Origin of the sequence: Geodermatophilus aquaeductus (assembly GCF_900182545.1) — a bacterium.
GTDB lineage: Bacteria > Actinomycetota > Actinomycetes > Mycobacteriales > Geodermatophilaceae > Geodermatophilus > Geodermatophilus aquaeductus.
Genome location: NZ_FXTJ01000002.1, coordinates 170,888 through 190,684 on the forward strand (window position 1 = coordinate 170,888; position 19,797 = coordinate 190,684).

Genomic DNA, 19,797 nt, shown 5'->3' on the forward strand with positions numbered 1-19,797 from the left:
GCGCTTGACTATTCCGCCAGTATCCTGAGGACATGACGACGCAGGTCTCACCCGGTACGGGGTCGGCGCCCGAGCCGCCTCCCGGAGGGCCGCGCTGGCTCGACGCCGAGGAGCAGCGGGCCTGGCGGGCCTGGCTCTACAGCTCCCAGCTGCTCAACGACCGGCTCGACCGCGAGCTGACGCGGGCCACCGGCATCCCGCACGCCTACTACGAGATCCTCGTGCAGCTGTCGGAGACGCCGGAGCGGCAGATGCGGATGAGCGAGCTCGCCGACCGCTGCCTGTCCTCCCGCAGCCGCCTGTCGCACGCGGTGTCCCGACTGGAGGAGCGCGGCTGGGTGCGCCGGCAGGTCTGCGCCGAGGACGGCCGCGGCCTGCTCGCCGTGCTCACCGACGAGGGTTTCGCCGCGCTCGAAGCCGCCGCGCCGATCCACGTCGAGGGCGTGCGCACCCACCTGTTCGACCAGCTCACCCCCGAGCAGGTGGCGGCGATGCGCGACCTCGGCGAGACGCTGCTGCGCCACCTCGACCCCTCCTAGGTCCTCCTCCCGCGGCACGACGGGCGGGTCCTCCCCCGGGTGGACGACGGAGGGCGCGGCGCTGCCTAGGGTCGCTCCGATGGACGAGCGCCCCCTCCTGGAGACCCTCGCGGCGCGGCTGCGCGAGCGGCCCTTCGAGGTCGACGTCGCGATCGCCGGCCTGGTCGGCCTGGTGACCGTCGTCGCGCCGGCGCAGAGCTACTACGCGAACGAGGTCCCGGCCTTCGTCCTCGGCGTGCTGCTGGTCGCCCCGCTGGCCTGGCGCCGGCGGGCACCGGTCCCCGCAGCCGCCGTCGTCACCGTCGCGGGGCTGCTCGAGCTGGTGGCGGGCACCGACTTCCTCGCCGCCAACGTGTCGGCGCTGCTGATGGTCTACGCGCTGGCCGCCTACGCGCCGCCGTGGGCCGCGCGGGCCGGGCTGCTGGTCGGCCTGGCCGGCGCCGTCCTCGCCGGGCTGCGCTGGTACGCCACCGACTCCAGCGACGCGCTGCTGGTCACCGTCGGCGCCATCGCCGTGTCCGTCGTCGCGGCGTGGGCGCTGGGCCGGCTGCGCCGCTCCCGGCTGGGCGAGATCCTGAGCCTGGCCGAGCGGGCGCGGCTGCTGGAGGTCGAGCGCGACCAGGAGATGCGGCTGGCCGCCACCGCCGAGCGGGCCCGCATCGCCCGCGAGATGCACGACGTCGTCGCGCACTCCCTGTCGGTGGTGATCGCGCAGGCCGACGGCGGCCGCTACGCCGGGCGCACCGACCCCGAGGCCGCCACCGGCGCGCTGGAGGCGATCGCCGCCACCGGGCGCCAGGCGCTCACCGACATGCGCGCCCTGCTCGGCGTGCTGCGCGAGGACCGGCGCGAGGAGTACGCGCCGCAGCCCGACGTCGCCGCGATCCCGGTCCTGGTCGACGACGTCCGGGCCAGCGGGCTCGACGTCGACCTGCTCGTGGAGGGCGAGCCGCGGGCGATGGCCGCCGGTCCGCAGCTGGCCGCCTACCGGATCGTGCAGGAGTCGCTGACCAACGTCCTCAAGCACGCCGGGCCCGCCTGCCGCGCGTGGGTGCGGCTGCACTGGCGGCCCGACGTGCTGGAGCTGTCGGTCCTCGACGACGGCCGAGGCGCCGGCGCGGTCACCGGCGACGGCCTCGGGCAGGGGCTGCGCGGGATGGCCGAGCGCGCCCAGCTGCACCGCGGCCGACTCGAGGCCGGCCCGCGCAGCGGCGGCGGGTTCGGCGTGCACGCGGTGCTGCCGCTGGGAGGTGCCCGGTGATCCGGGTGGCCCTGGTCGACGACCAGCAGATGGTGCGGGCGGGCTTCCGCATGGTCATCGACTCCCAGCCCGACCTCACCGTCGTCGGCGAGGCCGGTGACGGCGACGCGGCGGTGGCACTGCTGCGCACCACCCCGGCCGACGTCGTCCTCATGGACGTGCGGATGCCCGGCACCGACGGCATCGAGGCGACCCGGCAGGTGACGGCGCTGCCCGACCCGCCGCGGGTGGTCGTGCTGACCACCTTCGACCTCGACGAGTACGTCGTGGCCGCGATCGGCGCCGGCGCCAGCGGCTTCCTGCTCAAGGACGCGCCGCCGGAGGAGATGCTGGCCGCCGTCCGCACCGTGCACGCCGGCGACTCGGTGATCGCGGCCAGCTCCACCCGCCGGCTGCTGCAGCACGTGGCGCCGATGCTGCGCGGCGCCGCGCCCACGACGGTCGGCGGCGGCACGGAGCTGGCCGAGCTCACGCCGCGCGAGCGCGAGGTGCTCGTGCAGATGGCGCTCGGGGCCACCAACACCGAGATCGCCCAGCGGTTGTTCGTCAGCGAGGCGACGGTGAAGACGCACGTCGGGCGGGTGCTGGCCAAGACCGGCTCGCGCGACCGCGTGCAGGCCGTCGTCCTCGCCTACCGGACCGGCCTGGTCTCCCCCGCCGACCTCCTCCGCGACGCCTGACCCGTCCCCTCCGCGGCAGAAATGGCCATTTCTGCCGCCCGTACGACCAGGGGATGACGGCGGGATCAGCTCCGGCGACGACGCGGGTGGACGCTCCCGGCGGCGAGGGTTCCTCCGTCCCGAGATCCGATCCGCGGAGGTCCGAAGTGTCCGTCCCCGTCATGACCGTCCCCGGCGAGCCGCCGGCGTCGGTGTCGTCCGCCGCCGTCCGCGCCACCGGCCTGACCAAGGTGTACGGCTCCGGTGAGACGGCGGTGCACGCGCTGGCCGGCGTCGACGTCGCCTTCGCCCGCGGCGAGTTCACCGCGATCATGGGCCCGTCCGGGTCGGGCAAGTCGACGCTCATGCACTGCCTGGCCGGCCTCGACGCCGCCACCTCCGGGCAGGTCTTCCTCGGCGGCACCGAGCTGACCCGGCTGCGCGACGACGAGCTGACCCGGCTCCGGCGCGACCGGATCGGCTTCGTCTTCCAGGCGTTCAACCTGCTCCCGGTCCTCGACGCCCGCGAGAACGTCGTGCTGCCGATGCAGCTGGCCGGGCGCCGTCCCGACCCGGCCTGGTTCGACGCCGTCGTCGCCCGCCTCGGCCTGCGCGAGCGGCTGCGCCACCGCCCCTCGGAGCTCTCCGGCGGCCAGCAGCAGCGGGTGGCCATCGCCCGGGCGCTGCTCCCCCGCCCCGACGTCGTCTTCGCCGACGAGCCCACCGGCAACCTCGACTCGCGCTCCGGCGCGGAGGTGCTCGACCTGCTGCGCAGCAGCGTCCGCGAGACCGGCCAGACCGTCGTCATGGTCACCCACGACCCGACCGCGGCCTCCTACGCCGACCGCGTCGTGCTGCTGGCCGACGGCCGCCCCGCCGGCGAGGTCGACCGGCCGACCGCCGCGTCGGTGCTCGAGGCGCTGCGCGGGCTCGGGGGCTGACCGGTGCTGTCCACCACCCTGGCGAACCTGCGCGCGCACCTGCCGCGGCTGGTCGCCGCCACGCTCGCCGTCGTCATCGCGGTCGCCTTCGTCGTCGCGACGCTGGTCCTCAACGAGACCTCCCGCGCCACGCTGCTGCGCGCCGCGGGTGCGGAGTACGTCGGCACCGACGTCGTTGTCACCGCCGCCGACGGCTCCTCGCTGGCCGGCGCGGTCGGCGCCGTCGCGGCGGTCCCCGGCGTCCGCGCCGTCGACCCGACCACCGCCGCCGAGGTCCAGGCCCGCTTCCCCGGCCGGTCGGAGGCCTACCTGCAGGCGCAGGCCGTGGCCGCCGACCCGGCGCTGCGCTGGCAGCGGGTCACCGACGGCGCCCTCCCCGACTCCCCCGGCGAGATCGCGGTCGCGACGACGACCGAGGCCGCGGTCGGCGACGTCGTGGCCGTCACCGTCTACGACCCCGCCACCGGCGAGGCCACCTCCACCGGCGAGGCCACCGTCACCGGCCTCGTCGACCTCGGCGGCGACCCCAGCGCGGGGCTGTTCGCGCGCGGCTTCGCCGTCGCCGACCAGGTGGCCGCCTGGGGCGGGACCGAGCCCACCGAGCTGCGGGTCGCCGGCTGGAACCGCACCGACCCCGAGGCCCTGGCCGCGGCCGTCGCCCCCGCGCTGGGCTTCGCGGAGGTCGAGGTGCGCACCGGCGAGCAGGCCGCCGAGGACGCCGTCGCCGGCATCACCGGCAACCGGCTGGCCCTGGCCGCGGTCCTGCTCGTGTTCGCCACCGTCGCGGTCCTGGTCGCCGGGCTGGTCATCGCCAACACGCTGGCCGTGCTCGTCGCCCAGCGCACCCGCGACCTGGCGCTGCTGCGCTGCGTGGGCGCCACCTCCCGCCAGGTGCGGCGCAGCGTGCTCACCGAGGCCGCGGTCACCGGGCTGGTCGCCTCGGCGGTCGGCGTGGGCGCGGGCGTCGGGCTGGCCGCCCTGGTCTCGGCGCTGGTGGGCACCGACTCACCGCTGCCGCTCGAGGGCGTCGCCGTGCCGCTGTACGCCGTCGGCGCGGGGCTGGCGGTCGGCACGCTGACCACCCTGCTCGCCGCCCTCGGCCCTTCCCGGGGGGCCACCCGGGTGGCGCCGCTGGCCGCCCTGCGGCCGGTCGACGCCGCGCCCCTGCGCAGCCGCGGCGGGCTGCTGCGGTTCGGCGCCGGGCTGCTCCTCGTGCTCGGCGGCGCGGCCCTGATGGCGCTGGGCGTGCTGACGGTGAACGTCTACGCGTCGCTGGCCGGCGGCACCGCGAGCTTCCTCGGCGTGGTGCTGCTCGCGCAGCGGGCGGTGCCGCCGGTGGTGGCCGCCGCCGGGCGGGCGCTGGGCCGCGTCGGTGGCGTCCCCGGCCGGATGGCCGCGGGCAACGCCTCCCGCAACCCGCGCCGGACCGCGGCGACGGCGACGGCGCTGCTCATCGGCGTCACGCTGACCACCGCGATGGTCGTGGGCGCGGCCTCCACCCGGGCCACCGCGCAGGCCGGCCTGGACGCCGCCTACCCCGCCGACGTCGAGATCGGCGCGTACGGCGAGCTGCCGGCGTCGCTGCTGCCGCGGCTGGAGGACGTCGACGGCGTGGCCGGCGGGACGGCGCTGCTGGGCGTGGACGTGACCGCGCCGGACGGGCAGCCGCTGTGGGTGCAGGGCGTGGACGCCGCGGCGGCGACGCCGGTGCTGCGCAGCACCGCCGACCTGACGCTGCCCGCGTTCGGCGAGGCCGTGCTGCCGCAGTGGGCCGCCGACTCCTACGGCCTGCGGACCGGTCAGACGCTGACCCTGCAGGCCGGCGAGCGCAGCCGGGCGCTGACCGTCGTCGTGGGCGACACCGGCCTGGGCACGCCGCTGCTCTCGACGGCCGACCTGCGGGCGCTCGTGCCCGACGCGACGGCGGCCACGCTGTGGCTGCGCCTCGACGACGGCGCCGGCCAGCGCGACGCCATCGAGGAGGTCACCGAGCTGACCGGCGCGGCGGTCCCCGACGCCTACGTCACCGGCCTGGCCAGCGAGCGCGCGGCGATCGACTCGGTCCTCGACGCGCTGCTGCTGGTGGTCACCGGCCTGCTCGGCGTCGCGGTGCTCATCGCGCTGATCGGCGTGGGCAACACGCTGGCGCTGTCGGTGGTCGAGCGGCGGCAGGAGAACGGCCTGCTGCGGGCGATGGGGCTCACCCGGGGGCAGCTGCGCGCGCTGCTGGCGTGGGAGGCGGTGCTGGTCGCCGGCGTGGCCGCGGTGCTCGGCGTGCTGCTCGGCGGCGCGTACGGGCTGATCGGGACGGCGTCGGTGCTCGGCGGGCAGGACACGGTGCTGCTCGACGTCCCGTGGCTGCAGGTGGGCGGCATCGTCGTCGTCGCGACCGTGGCCGGGCTGCTCGCCTCGGTGCTGCCGGCCCGCCGGGCGGCCCGCACCGCCCCGGTCGCCGCCATCGCGGCGGTCTGAGCGCGCACTTCCGCGGAGATGCACCGTGCATCTCCGCGGAGGTGCGCGGTCAGGAGGTGACGTCGTCCGGGGGCAGCGGCCAGCGCGGCACGCCGGCCACCGCGCCGCTGCCGAGCGGTGCGCGGAACTCCGCGGGCCGCTTGGCGAGGAAGGCCGCGACGCCCTCCGCGGCGTCGGGACCGCTGCCGAGCTCGGCCAGCGCCCGCGACTCGACGCGGTGGGCGTCCCACGGCGAGGACGCGCCGAGCATCGACCAGAGCATCTGCCGGGCCGCGGCGACGGCCACCCCGGAGGTGTTGTCGGCGATCTCGTGGGCCAGCTCGAGCGCGGTGGGCAGCAGGTCGGCGTCGGGGACGACCCGGCTGACCAGCCGCCCGCGCAGCGCCTCGGCGGCGCCGAACACCCGCCCGGTGGCCACCCACTCCATCGCCTGGCTGATGCCGACCACCCGCGGCAGGAACCACGACGACGCCGCCTCGGGCGTGATGCCGCGGCGGGCGAAGACGAAGCCGAAGCGCGCCGACTCCGCCGCGATCCGCACGTCCATCGGCAGGACCATCGTCGCGCCGATGCCGACCGCCGGGCCGTTGACCGCGGCGATGACCGGCTTGCGCAGCGCGGCGAAGGGCAGCGACGCGACGCCGCCCCAGTCCCGCGCCACGCCGTCGACGGTCCCCTGCACCGGCGGCCCCTCGGCGCGGCCGCGGTCGGCGAAGGTCCCCGAGCCCGCGCCGAGGTCGGCGCCGGCGCAGAACGCCCGCCCGGCCCCGGTGACGACGACGGCGCGCACCGCCTCGTCGGCGTCCGCGGCCGCCGCGGCCCGCCCCAGCTCGCCGGCCATGACCGGCGTGAACGCGTTGAGCCGGTCCGGCCGGTCGAGGGTGATCGTGGCGACGCCGTCGGCGACCTCGTACCGCAGTTGGGGAGGGCTCACCCCAGGGCGCCAGCGACGGCGAGCCGGGCGACCGCGTCGAGGTGCTCGGCGGCGTCGCCGAGCAGCAGCCGGTCGACCTTGGCGCGGCGCCAGTACAGGTGCGCGTCGTGCTCCCAGGTGAACCCGATGCCGCCGTGCACCTGCACCACCGTCTCGGTGGCCCGCTCGGCGACCTCGGCGGCGTAGGCCTTGGCGGCCGCGGCGGCCAGCGGCAGCTCCGCCGGGGAGGAGTCCGCCGCCCACGCCGCCCACCACACCAGCGAGCGCAGCTGGTCCACGCCCACCCAGGCGTCGACGAGCATGTGCTTGACCGCCTGGTAGGAGCCGATGACCCGGCCGAAGGCCTGCCGCTGCTGGGCGTACTCCACGCCCATGAGCACCGCGCGGTCGGCGGCGCCGAGGTCCTCGGCGGCCATCACCACCGCGCCGACCTGGCGGGCCCGCGCCCACAGCTCGCCGGCGTCCTCGGCGAGCACGCGGCGGGAGGTCATCCGCACCGAGGCCAGCCCGCGGGTGGCGTCCATCGGCCGGCCCGGGGTCACCTCGCCCTCACCGACGACGAGCGCGCCGCCGTCGAGGCCGAGGAAGAGCGTGGCGTCGGCGGCGTCCAGCGAGGGCGCCGACCCGGTGACCGGCCCGTCGAGGACGGCGATCGAGGCCGAGCCGTCGGCCAGCTGCGCGGCGAGGTCGGGCGCGCCCTCGAGCAGCACCGCCGCCCGCGCCGCGGTGACCAGCGACGGTCCGGCCAGCACCGCGCCGGCCTGCTCGGCGACGACGGCGAGGTCGAGCACGCTGCCGCCCGCGCCGCCGGCGGACTCGGGCACCGTGATGCCGAGGAAGCCGATGTCGGCCAGCGCCTTGCGGCCGGGCGCGGGGAGGCCCTCGCCCTCCAGCGCGGCCCGGGCGGCCGACAGCGGGACCGACCCGGTGAAGAAGTCGCGGGCGCCGGCGGCGGCGTCGCGCTGGTCGTCGGAGAGGTCGAAGTTCACCGGGCACCTCCGGAGAACGGCGCGGTCTTGTCGTTGCGGGGCTCGGGCGGCAGGCCGAGGACCCGTTCGCCGAGGATGTTGCGCAGCACCTGGTCGGTGCCGCCGGCGATCGCGATGCCGGGCACGTAGGCCTGGGCGCGCTGCCAGGTGTCGTCGCCCTCGGCGGTGGCGCCGAGGACGGCGTCGTCGCCGAGCAGCCGGACCCCGGCGTCGGACACCAGCCGGGCCGCGGCGGTGCCGCCGAGCTTGCCGGCGCTGGCCTCCGGACCGGGCACCCCGCCCTGCGAGAGCGTGGTGAAGCGCCGGTAGCCGGTGTAGCGGGCGGCCAGCGAGGCGACCAGCGCCCGGCCCACCGCCTGGCGGGCGAGCGCCTGCCGCTCGGGATCGAGGGCGGGCAGCCGGTCGCGGGCGTGCGCGGTGAGCGACTCCGGCGACGGGCCGATGTCGCTGCCGGCGCCGCCGATGGCCACCCGCTCGTTCATCAGCGTGGTGAGCGCGACCCGCCAGCCCTCGCCGGGCTCGCCGAGACGCTCGGAGTCGGGGATGCGCACGTCGTCGAAGAAGACCTCGTTGAAGTCGGCGCCGCCGCTCATCTGGCGCAGCGGCCGCACGGTGACGCCAGGGGCGTGCATGTCGACGACGAACATCGTCAGGCCGGCGTGCTTGGGGCGCGACGGGTCGGTGCGGGTGAGCAGGATGCCGAAGTCGGAGACGTGCGCCAGCGTCGTCCAGACCTTCTGGCCGTTGACCACCCAGTCCTCGCCGTCGCGTACGGCGGTGGTGCGCAGCGCGGCGAGGTCGGAGCCCGAGCCGGGCTCGCTGAACAGCTGGCACCAGACGTCGTCGGCGCGCAGCAGCCGGGCGAGGTAGCGGGAGCGCTGGTCGTCGCTGCCGTGGGCGATGACGGTCGGACCGCACATCCCGATGCCGATGTGGTTGATCAGCGTGGGCACCCGGGCGCGGCCGAGCTCCTGGCCGACGATCGCCTGCTGGACCAGCGTGCCGCCCTGCCCGCCGTACTCGCGCGGCCACGTGACGCCGACCAGGCCGGCCTCGGCCAGCACCCGCTGGGTGTCGCGCAGCTCGGCCTCGCGGGAGCGGGCGTCGACCGGCTCACCGGGCGCGACGTGCAGCAGCTCGCTCGCGTGCTCCTCCAGCACGCTGCGGACGTGCGCCCGGAAGGACGCCTCCTCCGGGGTGTCGTCGAAGTCCACGCAGGGCCTCCTCGTCGTCGGGCGGTTCGCGCCGCAGCGTGACAGCGGTTCCCCTCGACGGTCAACGGTGACTGTTCACCGGCCGCCCGGGCCCCTACCCTGCCGCGCGTGACCGCCGAGCCCGCCGCAGTCCACGACCCGCCGCGCACGCGGTCCACTCGGACGGCCGACAGCCGGGCGCTGATCCTCGACGCCGCCGTCGCCTGCCTGGTCGAGTCCGGGTACACCGGCGCCTCCACCCTCGCCGTCCAGGCCCGCGCCGGGGTGTCGCGCGGCCGGCTGCTGCACCACTTCCCCTCCCGCGCCGAGCTGCTGGTCGCCGCTGCGGGACACCTGTCGAGCACGCTGCTGGCCGAGGTGCAGGAGCGCGCGGCGGCGGTGATGGCCGACGAGCCGACCGGCCCGGAGCGGGTCGACCGCGCCATCGACCTGATGTGGGCGACGTTCCAGGAGCCGCCGTTCTGGGCGGCGATGGAGCTCTGGACGGCGGCGCGCACCGATCCGCAGCTGCGGGCCGCGCTGCGGGTCGAGGAGCGCCGGCTGCGCGCGGCGATCCGCCGGGTGGCCGACGGGATCTGGGGCCCGCAGATCGCCTCCGCGCCGCGCTACGCCGAGGTGTGCGAGCTGCTGTTCACCAGCATGCGCGGGGTGGCCTGCGTCTACGCCTTCGCCGACCGCCCGGCCGCCACCGATCCGCACCTGGCGCTGTGGAAGGGGCTCGCCGCGCGGATGCTGTCGGCGCGCACGGAGGGCTGACGCCGGGGCCCGCCGCGGGCCACGCTGTGCGGGCATGGACGACGCCCCCGGCTACGTGCTGGGCAACGACGACCCGGCGATGGTCCGGCTCGACGCGCTGTCACGGGTCTACGAACCCGCCACCGCGGCCTGGCTGGACGCCGCGGAACTGACCCCCGGCGCGTCGGTGGTCGACCTCGGCTGCGGCACCGGCGCGGTGACCCTGGCCGCGGCGGAGCGGGTCGGCCCGCCCGGCCGCGTGGTCGGCGTCGACACAGCCCCGCTCCCGCTGGCGGTCGCCCGGCGCCGGGCCGCGGAGGCGGGGCACGGCGGCGTCTCCTTCGAGCAGGCCGACGTCACCACCTGGGCGCCGCCCGGGCCGGTGGACGCCGTCCTCGGGCGGCTGGTCCTGCTGCACCTGCCCGACCCGGTGGCCCTGCTCGCGCGGCTGGCGCGCAGCGTGCGCCCGGGCGGCGTCGTCGCGTTCCAGGAGGTCGTCCTCTCCACCCGGGCCGCGGTCCCTCCCCTGCCGCTGCTGACCGCCTTCAACGGCTGGCTGCTCACCGCCCTCGGCCGGCTGGGCGTCCCCGCGGACCTCGGCCTGCGGCTGGGCGCGGTGTTCCGGGCCGCCGGGCTGCCCGACCCGGTGCTGGTCACCGGCCAGCCGCTCGAGCACGGCGGGGACGCGACCGGGTGGTCGATCGTGGGCGGGGACGTCACCGCGCTCGCCGGCGCCTTCGAGCGCACCGGGACCGCCACGGCCGGCGAGGTCGGGCCGGCCGACTTCGAGCAGCGGCTGCGCGCCCAGGCCGCGGCCGCCGACGCCGTCCTGGTGGACCCGCTGGTGGTCGGGGCGGTGGCCCGGGTGCCGTGACGGTCACGGTTGACCGCCGCGTCCCGCCGCCAGCAGCATGACGCAGGTCACACCCGCCAGGCCAGGAGGACCCGTGAGCGTCCCGATCCCCACCCTGCAGGGGCGCGGCATGACCGCCGCCGACCAGTTGGCCCGCTGGGCGCGCCGGACCCCCGACGCGTGGGCGCTGCGCTTCGAGGGCGGCGGGCGGACCTACGCCGCGCTCGACGAGCGGGTCACCCGGCTGGCCCGCGCGCTGGCCGACCGCGGCGTCGGGACCGGGGACCGGGTCGCGGTGCTCGGGCTCAACTCGATGGAGGTCTGGGAGGCCTACCTCGCCGGGGTCCGGCTCGGCGCGGTCGTCGTCCCGGTCAACTTCCGGCTGGTCGCCGACGAGGTGGCCTACGTGCTGACCGACTCCGGCGCCACCGCGCTCGTCGTCGACGCCGCGCTCGCCGAGGTGGCCACCAAGGCCCGCGAGCAGGCACCGGCGGTGACCACGGTGCTCACGATCGGCGGGGACCTCGAGGAGGCGCTGGCCGCGGCCTCGCCCGAGCCGCCGGCGGTCGAGGTCGACGAGGACGAGCCGGCCTTCATCATGTACACCTCGGGCACGACCGGCCGACCCAAGGGCGCCGTGCTCACCCACCACAACCTGCTCGTGCACGTCTTCAGCCAGGTCACCCACCTCGGCTGGGGCCCCGACGACCGGGTGGGCGTCCCCGGGGCGCCGCTGTTCCACATCGCCGGGCTGGCCGGCGGCCTGCCGCCCCTGTTGCTCGGCGGCACCCACGTGATCCTCCGGTCCGGGGGCTTCGACCCGGTGGCCACGCTCGACCTCATCGAGCGGGAGCGGGTCAGCAGCATCTTCCTGGTGCCCGCGATGTGGGCCGCGGTGGTCGCCGTGCCCGGCATCGCCGACCGCGACCTGTCCTCGCTGCGGCGGATCTCGTGGGGCGCGGCGCCGGCCTCGACCACGCTGCTGCGCACGATGATCGACACGTTCCCGCAGGCCGAGGTGATCAGCGCCTTCGGGCAGACCGAGTGCAGCCCGGTCACCACCTTCCTGCGCGGCGAGGACTCGGTGCGCAAGATCGGCTCGGTCGGGACGCCGATGCTCAACGTCGAGGTCCGCGTCGTCGACGACGCGATGAACGACGTGCCGCAGGGCGAGGTCGGCGAGATCGTCTACCGCAGCCCGATGGTCATGAAGGAGTACTGGGGCAAGCCGGAGGCGACCGCGGAGGCCTTCGCGGGCGGTTGGTTCCACTCCGGCGACCTGGTCCGGCAGGACGAGGACGGCTACCTCTACGTCGTCGACCGCAAGAAGGACATGATCATCACCGGCGGCGAGAACGTGTACTGCGCCGAGGTGGAGGACGTGCTCGCCGCCCACCCCGGCGTCGCGGAGGTCGCGCTGATCGGCGTCCCGGACGCGAGGTACGGCGAAGCGCCGCTGGCCGTCGTCGCCCCACGCGACCCCGCGTCCCCGCCCACGCCCGAGGAGCTCGGCGCCTGGTGCCGCGAGCGGCTGGCCCGCTACAAGCACCCGCGGGAGTACTCGATCGTCCCGGCGCTCCCCCGCAACCCCAGCGGCAAGGTGCTCAAGACCGCCCTGCGCGCCGAACACCGCGCCGGCTCCCTGGTCTCCGATCCCGCCGTGTGACGAAGGACCCTCGCGCCCCCCACCGCTCGCAGGCTCGCGGCGGGCCCCTGCACGAGGGCCGTTCCAGCACGTCACCTGTGCGCGGCGCACATCTGCGGATGTGCTCGGCGCTGCGTGACAGCGGGTGTGACCTGTACCACGCTGACGGGCGCACCGATCCGGACGGAAGGACACGCATGACCGCAATGCCCCCCGCGACGACGCACCCTGCGACGACCGCCGCGCAGGAGCCCGCCACCCCGCAGGAGCCCGCCGTCAGCTGGCCGCCGGGCCTGCCGCGGTCGCTGGAGTACCCGCTGGTGCCGGTGGGGTCGATCCTGCGCGCCGCGGTGCGCCGCTGGGGCACGCGCACGGCGTTCGTCGACCACGACGTCGAGCTCACCTACGAGGAGCTGGGCGCGCGGGCGGCCGCGGTCGCCAACTGGCTGGCCGACGCCGGCGTCGGCCGCGGCGACGTCGTCGCGGTGCACCTGCCCAACTGCCGCCAGTACCCGGCCGTCTACTACGGCGTCATGATGGCCGGCGCCGTCTTCTCCCCCACCAACCCGCTGCTGCCCGCCGCCGACCTGGCCGCGCAGCTCACCGACGCCGGCGCCACCGTCCTGGTGACCTGGGACCAGGTGCTGCCCTTCGTCCGCGGCGCGCTGGAGGCCACGCCGGTGCGGACCGTCGTCGTCACCGGCGAGGCGCACACCCTCGACTTCGCCGCCCGGCTCGAGGGCCTCCAGGACGGCGACGTCGACCTGGCCGACCTGCTGGCTGCCGACCCCACCGACCACCACCGCGACGCCGGGCTCGACCCCGCCGCCGACCTCGCGCACCTGGCCTACACCGGCGGCACGACCGGCGTGAGCAAGGGCGTGGAGCTGCCGCACCGCAACGTGGTCACCAACGTGCTGCAGTCGGCGTGCTGGACGTCGGGATCGCTGCCCGAGCTCGACGAGGCCGGCGACGTCACCGTCCGACAGGTGGGCGGCGAGGACGAGTACCCGACCCGCCTGGGCGAGGCGACGCTGATCAACCTGACGCCGTGGTTCCACGCCATGGGCGCGATCGGCTACCTCAACGGCATGGTCATGGGCGGCACCACCACCGTCATCCACATGCGCTTCGACCCGGTGAGATACGTCGAGGACGCGCAGCGGTACCGGGTCACGAGCATCGGCGGCGCGCCCCCGGTGTTCGTGGCGCTGCTGCAGGTGCCCGGGTTCACCGAGCACGACTGGTCCCACGTCCGCGGCGTCTCCAGCGGTGCCGCGCCGCTCCCGGTGTCGCTGATCGAGCGGCTGCAGGCGGTGCTGCCCAACGCCGTCATCGGCGAGGGCTACGGCCTGACCGAGGTGACCATGCAGGCCACCGGCAACCCGTCGTTCCGGTCGGGCACCCGCAAGCCCGGCACCGTCGGCGTCCCGGTGTTCGACACCGAGATCAGCATCCGCCCCCTCGGCGGCGGCGACGCGCTGCCGGCCGGCGAGCGCGGGGAGGTGTGCATCCGCGGCCCGCAGGTCATGCGCGGCTACGCCCACCGGCCCGAGGCGACGGCGGAGTCGATCGACCCCGACGGCTGGTTCCACACCGGCGACGTCGGGATCCTCGACGAGGACGGCTACCTGTCGATCGTCGACCGCACCAAGGACATGCTGCTCTACAAGGGCTACAACGTGTTCCCCCGCGAGCTCGAGGAGATCCTCTTCGGCATCCCCGGCGTGGCCGGGGCCGCCGTCGTCGGGCGGCCCGACGAGACCGCCGGGGAGCTCCCGGTCGCCTACGTCGTCCGGAAGGCCGACGACGCCGGGGCGGCGCTGACCGCCGAGTCGGTGATGGCCGCGGTCAACGACCGCGTCACGCACTACAAGCGGCTGCGCGACGTCGTCTTCATCGACGCGATCCCCGTCTCGGCGGCGGGCAAGGTGCTCAAGCGGGAACTGGCCGCCCGGGAACGGGAGTCCGTCGCCGGCGCCTGACGCGTTCGGGTGGCGGCCGCCCCGGTTCCCGGTGCGGCCGCTCCCCGCTCGCTATCGTCCGCGGGGTGATCGGCGGACAGGGGTCGGAGGACCCGCACACCGGGGTGCAGATCGCCCACGAGGAGCAGTCGCCGGTCCGCCAGGTGTGGCGCCGGGTCGTGCTCGCGGCGTTCTTCCTCGGCCTGACCGTCTTCATCGTCTGGCTCGACCGCGACTCCTACCGCGACGGCGACGAGGTCGGCATCACGCTGCTCGACGCCATCTACTACTCCACGGTCACGCTCTCGACCACCGGCTACGGCGACATCACGCCCATCACCGAGTCCGCCCGGCTGGTGAACATCCTGTTCATCACGCCGCTGCGGATCATGTTCCTGATCGTGCTCATCGGGACGACGCTCGAGGCGCTCACCGCGCGCTCGCGCGAGGAGTTCCGCATCCGACGCTGGAGGTCCCGCGTGCGCCAGCACGTCATCGTGTGCGGCTACGGCACCAAGGGGCGCAGCGCCGTCCGCTCGCTGCGGGCCACCGGCACGCCGCTGGAGAGCATCGTCATCGTCGACGCCGACCCGAAGGCGATCGACGAGGCCAACTCCATCGGGCTCACCGGCATCGTCGGCGACGCCGGCCGCACCGACGTGCTCCGCCGGGCGCACGTCGAGCGGGCGCGGGCGGTCATCGTGGCGGCCAACCGCGACGACGCCGCCGTCCTCATCACCCTGACCGTGCGCCAGCTCAACCCCAGCGTGCCGATCACCACCAGCGTCCGCGAGGAGGAGAACGCCAGCCTGCTGCGCCAGTCCGGCGCCGACACCGTCATCACCACCTCGGCGACGTCGGGCCGGCTGCTGGGCCTGTCCACCGACAGCCCGCGCGTGGTCTCGGTGGTCGAGGACCTGCTCACCGGCGGTCAGGGGCTGGACCTCTCGCAGCGCACGGTGCGCTCCGGGGAGGTCGGGCTCGGGCCGCGCGACCTGCGCGACGTCGTGCTGTCGGTGACCCGCGGCGGGCGCACGCTGCGCTTCGACGACCCGCTGATCGGCACGCTGCAGAGCGAGGACGTCCTGGTCGTCGTCCGCTCGCACGGCCCCGACGGCCAGGTCTACGCGCGCGCGTAGGTCCGGGTCGGCTCCCCGCGCCCGCGCAGCTCCACCTCCGCGCCGGGCACCCAGTGGGCCGCCTCGCCGCCGCCCGCGGCGCGCACCGCGGCCTCGCTGGCCACCGCCCGGCCGGGGTGCTCCTTGGCCAGCTCGGTGAGCCGCGCGGCCTCGTTCACCGGGTCGCCGATGACGGTGTACTCCAGCCGGCTAGCGGTGCCCACCTGCCCGGCCCACGCCGGCCCGCAGGCCACGCCGACGCCGACATCGACCTCGCCGGCGCGCGCGACGTCGTCGCAGATCCGGCGGGCCGCGCGCAGGGCCGCGCCGGAGGCGTCGGGGTGCGCGGTGGGCGCGCCGAAGACGCACAGCGCGGCGTCGCCCTCGAACTTGTCGACCAGCCCGCCCTCGGCCTCGATCGCGTCGACCACGACGGCGAAGAAGCGGTTGAGCAGGCCGACCATCCCCTCGGGGCCGGTGCGCCGCACCAGCGACGTCGAGCCCACGACGTCGACGAACAGCGCCGCGACCGGCCGCACCTCACCGCCGAGCGAGGCGCCCTCGGCCAGCGCCCGCGCCGCGACCGTCGTCCCCACGTGCCGGCCGAACAGGTCGCGCAGCCGCTCCCGCTCGGCCAGGCCGGCGGCCATCGTGTTCACGCCCTCCTGGAGCAGACCGATCTCGCCGGCGTCGTCGACGGTGACGGCGGCGGTGTAGTCGCCGGCGCCGACCCGCTGCACCGCCTGCCGCAGGTCGCGCAGCGGCTGGCCGACGGCGCGCGCGGTGAGCAGCGTGGCCAGCCCGCCGACGAGCACGGCGACGACGGCGAGGAAGACGACGGCGGTGCGGCCGGGCCCCCCGGGGTTGCTCGGGTCGACGAACAGCAGCACGACGCCGAGCAGCGGGACGGCGCTGGTCAGGCCCCAGGTGAGCAGCAGCCGCGGGCGGACGCCGAGGGCGAGCCGGCCCGACGGCGGGTGCGCGGCGAGCGCGCGGGTGGTGAGCCCGCGGGCGGCGCGGGCCACGAGCAGGTAGACGACGCCGGCGGTGACCGCGCCGCCGAACAGGGCGGCGACGCCGACCCGCAGCCCGACGAGCGGCTCGGGGAACGCGACCGCGGCGACGACGCCGGTGAGGACGGCGCCGAGGAGCCAGACCACGGCGGCGATCAGCGCGGTGTCCACCGGCAGCCGCAGCACGCGGGCGGCCTCGGCCGGGGTGGGGTCGCGGCCGGCGACCAGCCACGCGGTGGTGGCCCGCTGGCGGCGCAGCCCGGCGAGGGTGGCCAGGGGCAGCGCCACGACGAGGTAGCCCAGCGCGGTGAGCAGGACGGGGCCGCGGCCGGCGTCGTCCCCGCCGTCGGAGACGCCGAGCAGGAGCAGGGTCACGGTGCCCACGCCGACGAGGTCGGCGGCGACCACCAGCGCCACGATGAGCGGGACGGCGATCCGCCCGCTGGGCGCCCAGGCCAGCACGTCGTCGGCCCGCCGGGCGGCGGTGCGGGCGCTGGTCGGGATCACGGTCGGCTCAACGACCCCGGCGCGGCGGGGACACGGTCAGACCGGGAGCGCGGCGAGGTCCTCGGCCAGCCGGGCGTCCGCGAGGACGAGGTCGGTGGCGGTGGTGTGCCAGCCGGCGACCAGCAGCAGCGGCCACGGGCGCTCGTCGTCGGCCGAGGCGGTCGCCGCGACCAGACCTGCCTGCGCCACGGCGCGGCACGCGAGGGGGTTCATGTCCCCGGGATCGGCAGGCGGGTGGGGTTCCTCCAGCCGGGCGGCGCACCTCACCCGCGGGGATGAGATCGGCCGGCCCGCGGGGTCTGCCCTGCATGGACGGCAACGAGTACGGAGTGCGCGCGGCCCTCGAGGCGTGGGCGCAGGCGGTGCGGCAGGCCGACGTCGACGCGGTGCTGGCCCTGCACAGCGACGACGTCGTGCTCTTCGACGTCCCGCCGCCGATGACGATCACCGGGACGGAGGGCTACCTCGCCCAGTGGCGGCTGTTCTGGGACGCGCAGGGCGAGGGCCTCTTCGACGTCTCGGACCTGACCGTCGTCGCCGGGGACGACGTCGCCTTCGCGCACGGCCTGCTGCGGATCGGCGCGGCCGGCACCGAGGGGTTCCAGGTGCGGCTGACCGTGGGCCTGCGCCGCGACGGGGAGCGCTGGCTGGTCACGCACGAGCACCACTCGGTGCCGGCCGGCTGAGCGACCGCCGCTCAGCCCCGGGCGGCGCGGACGGCGTCGGCCAGCGGGGTCACCGGCCGGCCGAGCAGGGCGGCGAGGTCGGCGTCGCCGGTGTCCAGGTCGCCGCGGGCGATGGAGGTGTCGATCCCGGCGACGAAGCCGGCGGTGCCGGCGTCGAGGCCGCCGCCCTGCAGGGTCGCGACCAGCTCCCCGGCCGGCAGGTCGCGGTAGCGGACCGTCGTCCCGGTGACCTCGGTGACGGCGGCGGCGAGGTCGGCGAGGGTGACGCCGGGGCCGCCCAGCTCGCGGACGACGGTGCCCTCCTCGTCGGCCAGCAGCGCGGCCGCGGCGGCGACGGCGAAGTCGTCGCGCGGGGCGACCGAGACCCGGCCGTCGCCCGCCGCGCCGACGATCTCGCCGGTGGCGAGGTACTCGTCGATGCGGGAGGTGTAGCCCTCGGCGTACCAGCTGTTGCGCAGGACCGTCGCCGGGACGCCGGAGCGGCGCAGCACCTCCTCGGTCTCCCGGTGCTCGGGGGCCAGCGGGTTGGTCGAGGTGTCGGCGTGCGCGATCGAGGTGTAGACGATCCGCTGGACGCCGCCGGCGGCCGCGGCGTCGATCACCGCGGTGTGCTGCGGGACGCGCTGCCCGGCCTCGCTGCCGGAGACCAGCAGCAGCCGGTCGACGCCGGCGAGCGCCGCGGGGAGGGTGTCCGGCCGCGAGTAGTCGCCGTGCCGCACCTGCACGCCGCGGGCGGCCAGGTCGGCGGCGGCGTCAGGACGGCGGACGACGGCGACGACGTCGGACGCGGGGACACCGCGGTCGAGCAGCTCCTGGACGGCGCGGCGGCCGAGGCCCCCGGTGGCTCCGGTGACGGCGTAGGTGGTCATGCGGTGGCTCTCCTCCTGCGGGCGCGGTTGCTTGCGTCTTCAACAACTCCGGCGCGGGTGCTCCTCATCCCGGCCGCGTGTCCCCCGTCCGGCGGACCCGGAACCGCGCGTGGCGCCTGCACTGCGTACCGCCACGCCGGGCGGCCTCCCGGGGGAGGGAGGAGAGGGTGGACCGCCGCGGCGCCGTCCTCCTGGGATGGGCCGGCCGGACTCCCGAGACCGTGGAGGACGCCGTGCACGCGACCCGTCGCACCCGCCCGCTCGGCAGCGCCCTGCTCGTCACCGCCCTGCTCGTCACGGCTGCGGCCGTCGTCCTGCTGGCGCCGCCCGCCGCCGCGGCCGGCCCGACGGCGGCCGCGGCCGCACCGGAGACCGTGGAGGCGCCCGCGCCCTACGTGGCGCAGGCGGTCTGCGATCCCGCGGCCAAGCCCGGCACGGCCGCGCTCGCGGAGCTGCTGGTCGACCACTACGGCACCGGCAGCGTCGGGATCTCCCGCGACTGCTCGGTCGGCGGTCCGAGCGAGCACAAGGAGGGTCGCGCCCTCGACTGGATGCTCGACGTCGGGGACCCCGCCGAGCGGGCCGTCGCCGAGGACGCGCTGGCGTGGCTGGCCGCGGCCGGGCCGGACGGGGAGCCCGCCTGGGCGGCCCGGCGGCTCGGCGTCATGTACGCCATCTGGGACCAGGGGATCTGGTCACCGGCGCGGGGCTGGCGGCCCTACACGGGGGTCAGCCCGCACACCGACCACGTGCACGTCTCGCTGTCGTGGGCCGGGGCGATGGGCGCCACCTCCTGGTGGACCGGCGTGACCGCCCGGGTGGACACCGGCCCCTGCACCCCCGACCCGGCCCCCGGCGACCTGCCGCCCTGCGCGCCGGGCGCCGAGCAGCCCGCGCCGAGCACCGACGCCGCCGCCGAGCCGCAGGAGGGGGCCTCGGCCCACGACACGGACGCGGAGGCCGGCGCCCTGGCCGAGCTCGCGGCGCTGCGCGCGGAGTCCCTCGCCCGGCTGACGACGGACGGCCGCTGGGTGGCACAGCTCGCGTCCAAGGACGTCGGCATCACCGATCCGCTGCAGACCGCGCAGAACGGCACGCACGTCTTCCAGGCGGTCGACGTCCTCGCCGAGAGCCGGGCGGCCCTCGCGACCGTGACCGACCCGGCCGCGGTGTCCGTGCTGCACGGCACCGACTTCGGGCAGCGCTCCACCGCGCCCGACGGCGACCCGTACTGGATCACCGTGGTCGACGCCGGGTTCGGCGGCCGGGCCGACGTCGGGGCCTGGTGCGCGGCCACCTACCCCCAGCTCGCCGGCGACGAGCTGACCAACGCCTGCCTGCCGCGGCGGCTCACCCCGCCGCACGGCTGACCCGCCCTCCGTTGACACGCGTGCCATG

General features: G+C 76.6%; 18 protein-coding genes. 12 read left to right on the forward strand and 6 right to left on the reverse strand.

The genetic code is table 11. The features are described from left to right. The first annotated feature begins 32 nt into the window (after positions 1-32). From FN207_RS05860 to FN207_RS05880, 5 genes are all read left to right on the forward strand, one after another. On the forward strand, positions 33-539 hold the full coding sequence (locus FN207_RS05860; protein ID WP_110906217.1) for a MarR family winged helix-turn-helix transcriptional regulator: 507 nt from the start codon (positions 33-35) through the stop codon (positions 537-539). 79 nt (positions 540-618) lie between these two features. Continuing rightward, positions 619-1,800, forward strand: coding sequence for a sensor histidine kinase (locus tag FN207_RS05865; protein WP_142457413.1), 1,182 nt, complete (start codon positions 619-621; stop codon positions 1,798-1,800). Then, a complete protein-coding gene (locus tag FN207_RS05870; protein ID WP_142457414.1) occupies positions 1,797-2,480 on the forward strand; it encodes a response regulator in 684 nt (227 codons plus the stop codon). The genes FN207_RS05865 and FN207_RS05870 overlap by 4 nt, the downstream gene beginning before the upstream one ends. Positions 2,481-2,626: 146 nt before the next feature. Further along, positions 2,627-3,400, forward strand: a complete 774-nt coding sequence (locus FN207_RS05875; RefSeq protein ID WP_221888065.1) for an ABC transporter ATP-binding protein — start codon at positions 2,627-2,629, stop codon at positions 3,398-3,400. A gap of 3 nt (positions 3,401-3,403) precedes the next feature. Beyond that, on the forward strand, positions 3,404-5,872 hold the full coding sequence (locus FN207_RS05880; protein WP_142457415.1) for an ABC transporter permease: 2,469 nt from the start codon (positions 3,404-3,406) through the stop codon (positions 5,870-5,872). A 49-nt stretch (positions 5,873-5,921) separates the two neighbouring features. On the opposite strand, the gene FN207_RS05885 is transcribed toward FN207_RS05880, so the two are convergent. Genes FN207_RS05885 through FN207_RS05895 form a run of 3 tightly spaced genes read right to left on the reverse strand, consistent with a single transcriptional unit; the run spans position 5,922 to position 9,009 of the window. Continuing rightward, positions 5,922-6,806, reverse strand: coding sequence for an enoyl-CoA hydratase-related protein (locus tag FN207_RS05885; RefSeq protein ID WP_142457416.1), 885 nt, complete (start codon positions 6,804-6,806; stop codon positions 5,922-5,924). Then, a complete protein-coding gene (locus FN207_RS05890) occupies positions 6,803-7,795 on the reverse strand; it encodes an acyl-CoA dehydrogenase family protein (RefSeq protein WP_142457417.1) in 993 nt (330 codons plus the stop codon). Before FN207_RS05890 ends, FN207_RS05885 begins: the two co-directional genes overlap by 4 nt. After that, the gene (locus FN207_RS05895) at positions 7,792-9,009 is read right to left on the reverse strand and encodes an acyl-CoA dehydrogenase family protein (protein ID WP_142457418.1); all 1,218 of its coding nucleotides are present in this window, start codon (positions 9,007-9,009) and stop codon (positions 7,792-7,794) included. Before FN207_RS05895 ends, FN207_RS05890 begins: the two co-directional genes overlap by 4 nt. 108 nt (positions 9,010-9,117) lie before the next feature. On the opposite strand from FN207_RS05895, the gene FN207_RS05900 reads away from it, so the two are divergent. The 5 genes from FN207_RS05900 to FN207_RS05920 all read left to right on the forward strand — a co-directional run bounded on the left by FN207_RS05900 (position 9,118) and on the right by FN207_RS05920 (position 15,345). Continuing rightward, positions 9,118-9,765, forward strand: a complete 648-nt coding sequence (locus FN207_RS05900) for a TetR/AcrR family transcriptional regulator (RefSeq protein WP_142457419.1) — start codon at positions 9,118-9,120, stop codon at positions 9,763-9,765. A 34-nt stretch (positions 9,766-9,799) separates the two neighbouring features. Continuing rightward, the gene (locus tag FN207_RS05905; RefSeq protein ID WP_142457420.1) at positions 9,800-10,618 is read left to right on the forward strand and encodes a class I SAM-dependent methyltransferase; all 819 of its coding nucleotides are present in this window, start codon (positions 9,800-9,802) and stop codon (positions 10,616-10,618) included. Between the two features lie 73 nt (positions 10,619-10,691). Then, positions 10,692-12,263, forward strand: a complete 1,572-nt coding sequence (locus FN207_RS05910; protein ID WP_221888066.1) for a long-chain-fatty-acid--CoA ligase — start codon at positions 10,692-10,694, stop codon at positions 12,261-12,263. Between the two features lie 176 nt (positions 12,264-12,439). Beyond that, positions 12,440-14,227, forward strand: a complete 1,788-nt coding sequence (locus FN207_RS05915; protein WP_246065805.1) for a class I adenylate-forming enzyme family protein — start codon at positions 12,440-12,442, stop codon at positions 14,225-14,227. 65 nt (positions 14,228-14,292) lie between these two features. After that, entirely contained in the window at positions 14,293-15,345 is a 1,053-nt protein-coding gene (locus FN207_RS05920) for a potassium channel family protein (RefSeq protein ID WP_185938207.1), read from the forward strand. On the opposite strand, the gene FN207_RS05925 is transcribed toward FN207_RS05920, so the two are convergent. Continuing rightward, positions 15,330-16,844 carry an adenylate/guanylate cyclase domain-containing protein gene (locus tag FN207_RS05925; RefSeq protein ID WP_221888067.1) on the reverse strand — a complete coding sequence of 505 codons (1,515 nt, stop codon included), beginning with the start codon at positions 16,842-16,844 and terminating at the stop codon, positions 15,330-15,332. The genes FN207_RS05920 and FN207_RS05925 overlap by 16 nt on opposite strands. A 36-nt stretch (positions 16,845-16,880) precedes the next feature. Then, positions 16,881-17,057: a hypothetical protein gene (locus FN207_RS26165; protein WP_185938208.1), complete on the reverse strand. Its 177-nt coding sequence runs from the start codon at positions 17,055-17,057 to the stop codon at positions 16,881-16,883. Positions 17,058-17,152: 95 nt separating this feature from the next. Here FN207_RS26165 and FN207_RS05930 point away from each other — a divergent pair, with 95 nt between their 5' ends. Next, positions 17,153-17,530 carry a YybH family protein gene (locus FN207_RS05930; protein WP_142457422.1) on the forward strand — a complete coding sequence of 126 codons (378 nt, stop codon included), beginning with the start codon at positions 17,153-17,155 and terminating at the stop codon, positions 17,528-17,530. Positions 17,531-17,541: 11 nt separating this feature from the next. Here FN207_RS05930 and FN207_RS05935 read toward each other — a convergent pair whose 3' ends face one another. Further along, positions 17,542-18,399, reverse strand: coding sequence for an SDR family oxidoreductase (locus FN207_RS05935; RefSeq protein WP_142457423.1), 858 nt, complete (start codon positions 18,397-18,399; stop codon positions 17,542-17,544). Between the two features lie 233 nt (positions 18,400-18,632). On the opposite strand from FN207_RS05935, the gene FN207_RS05940 reads away from it, so the two are divergent. After that, on the forward strand, positions 18,633-19,769 hold the full coding sequence (locus FN207_RS05940; protein WP_142457424.1) for a VldE C-terminal domain-containing protein: 1,137 nt from the start codon (positions 18,633-18,635) through the stop codon (positions 19,767-19,769). Positions 19,770-19,797: the final 28 nt, after the last annotated feature.

Bases quoted from the DNA above. Each gene is read 5' to 3' on its own strand.
- FN207_RS05860 (WP_110906217.1), top strand. From the start codon at position 33: ATGACGACGCAGGTCTCACCCGGTACGGGGTCGGCGCCCGAGCCGCCT.
- FN207_RS05865 (WP_142457413.1), top strand. From the start codon at position 619: ATGGACGAGCGCCCCCTCCTGGAGACCCTCGCGGCGCGGCTGCGCGAG.
- FN207_RS05905 (WP_142457420.1), top strand. From the start codon at position 9,800: ATGGACGACGCCCCCGGCTACGTGCTGGGCAACGACGACCCGGCGATG.
- FN207_RS05915 (WP_246065805.1), top strand. From the start codon at position 12,440: ATGACCGCAATGCCCCCCGCGACGACGCACCCTGCGACGACCGCCGCG.
- FN207_RS26165 (WP_185938208.1), bottom strand. From the start codon at position 17,057: ATGAACCCCCTCGCGTGCCGCGCCGTGGCGCAGGCAGGTCTGGTCGCG.
- FN207_RS05930 (WP_142457422.1), top strand. From the start codon at position 17,153: ATGGACGGCAACGAGTACGGAGTGCGCGCGGCCCTCGAGGCGTGGGCG.
- FN207_RS05935 (WP_142457423.1), bottom strand. From the start codon at position 18,399: ATGACCACCTACGCCGTCACCGGAGCCACCGGGGGCCTCGGCCGCCGC.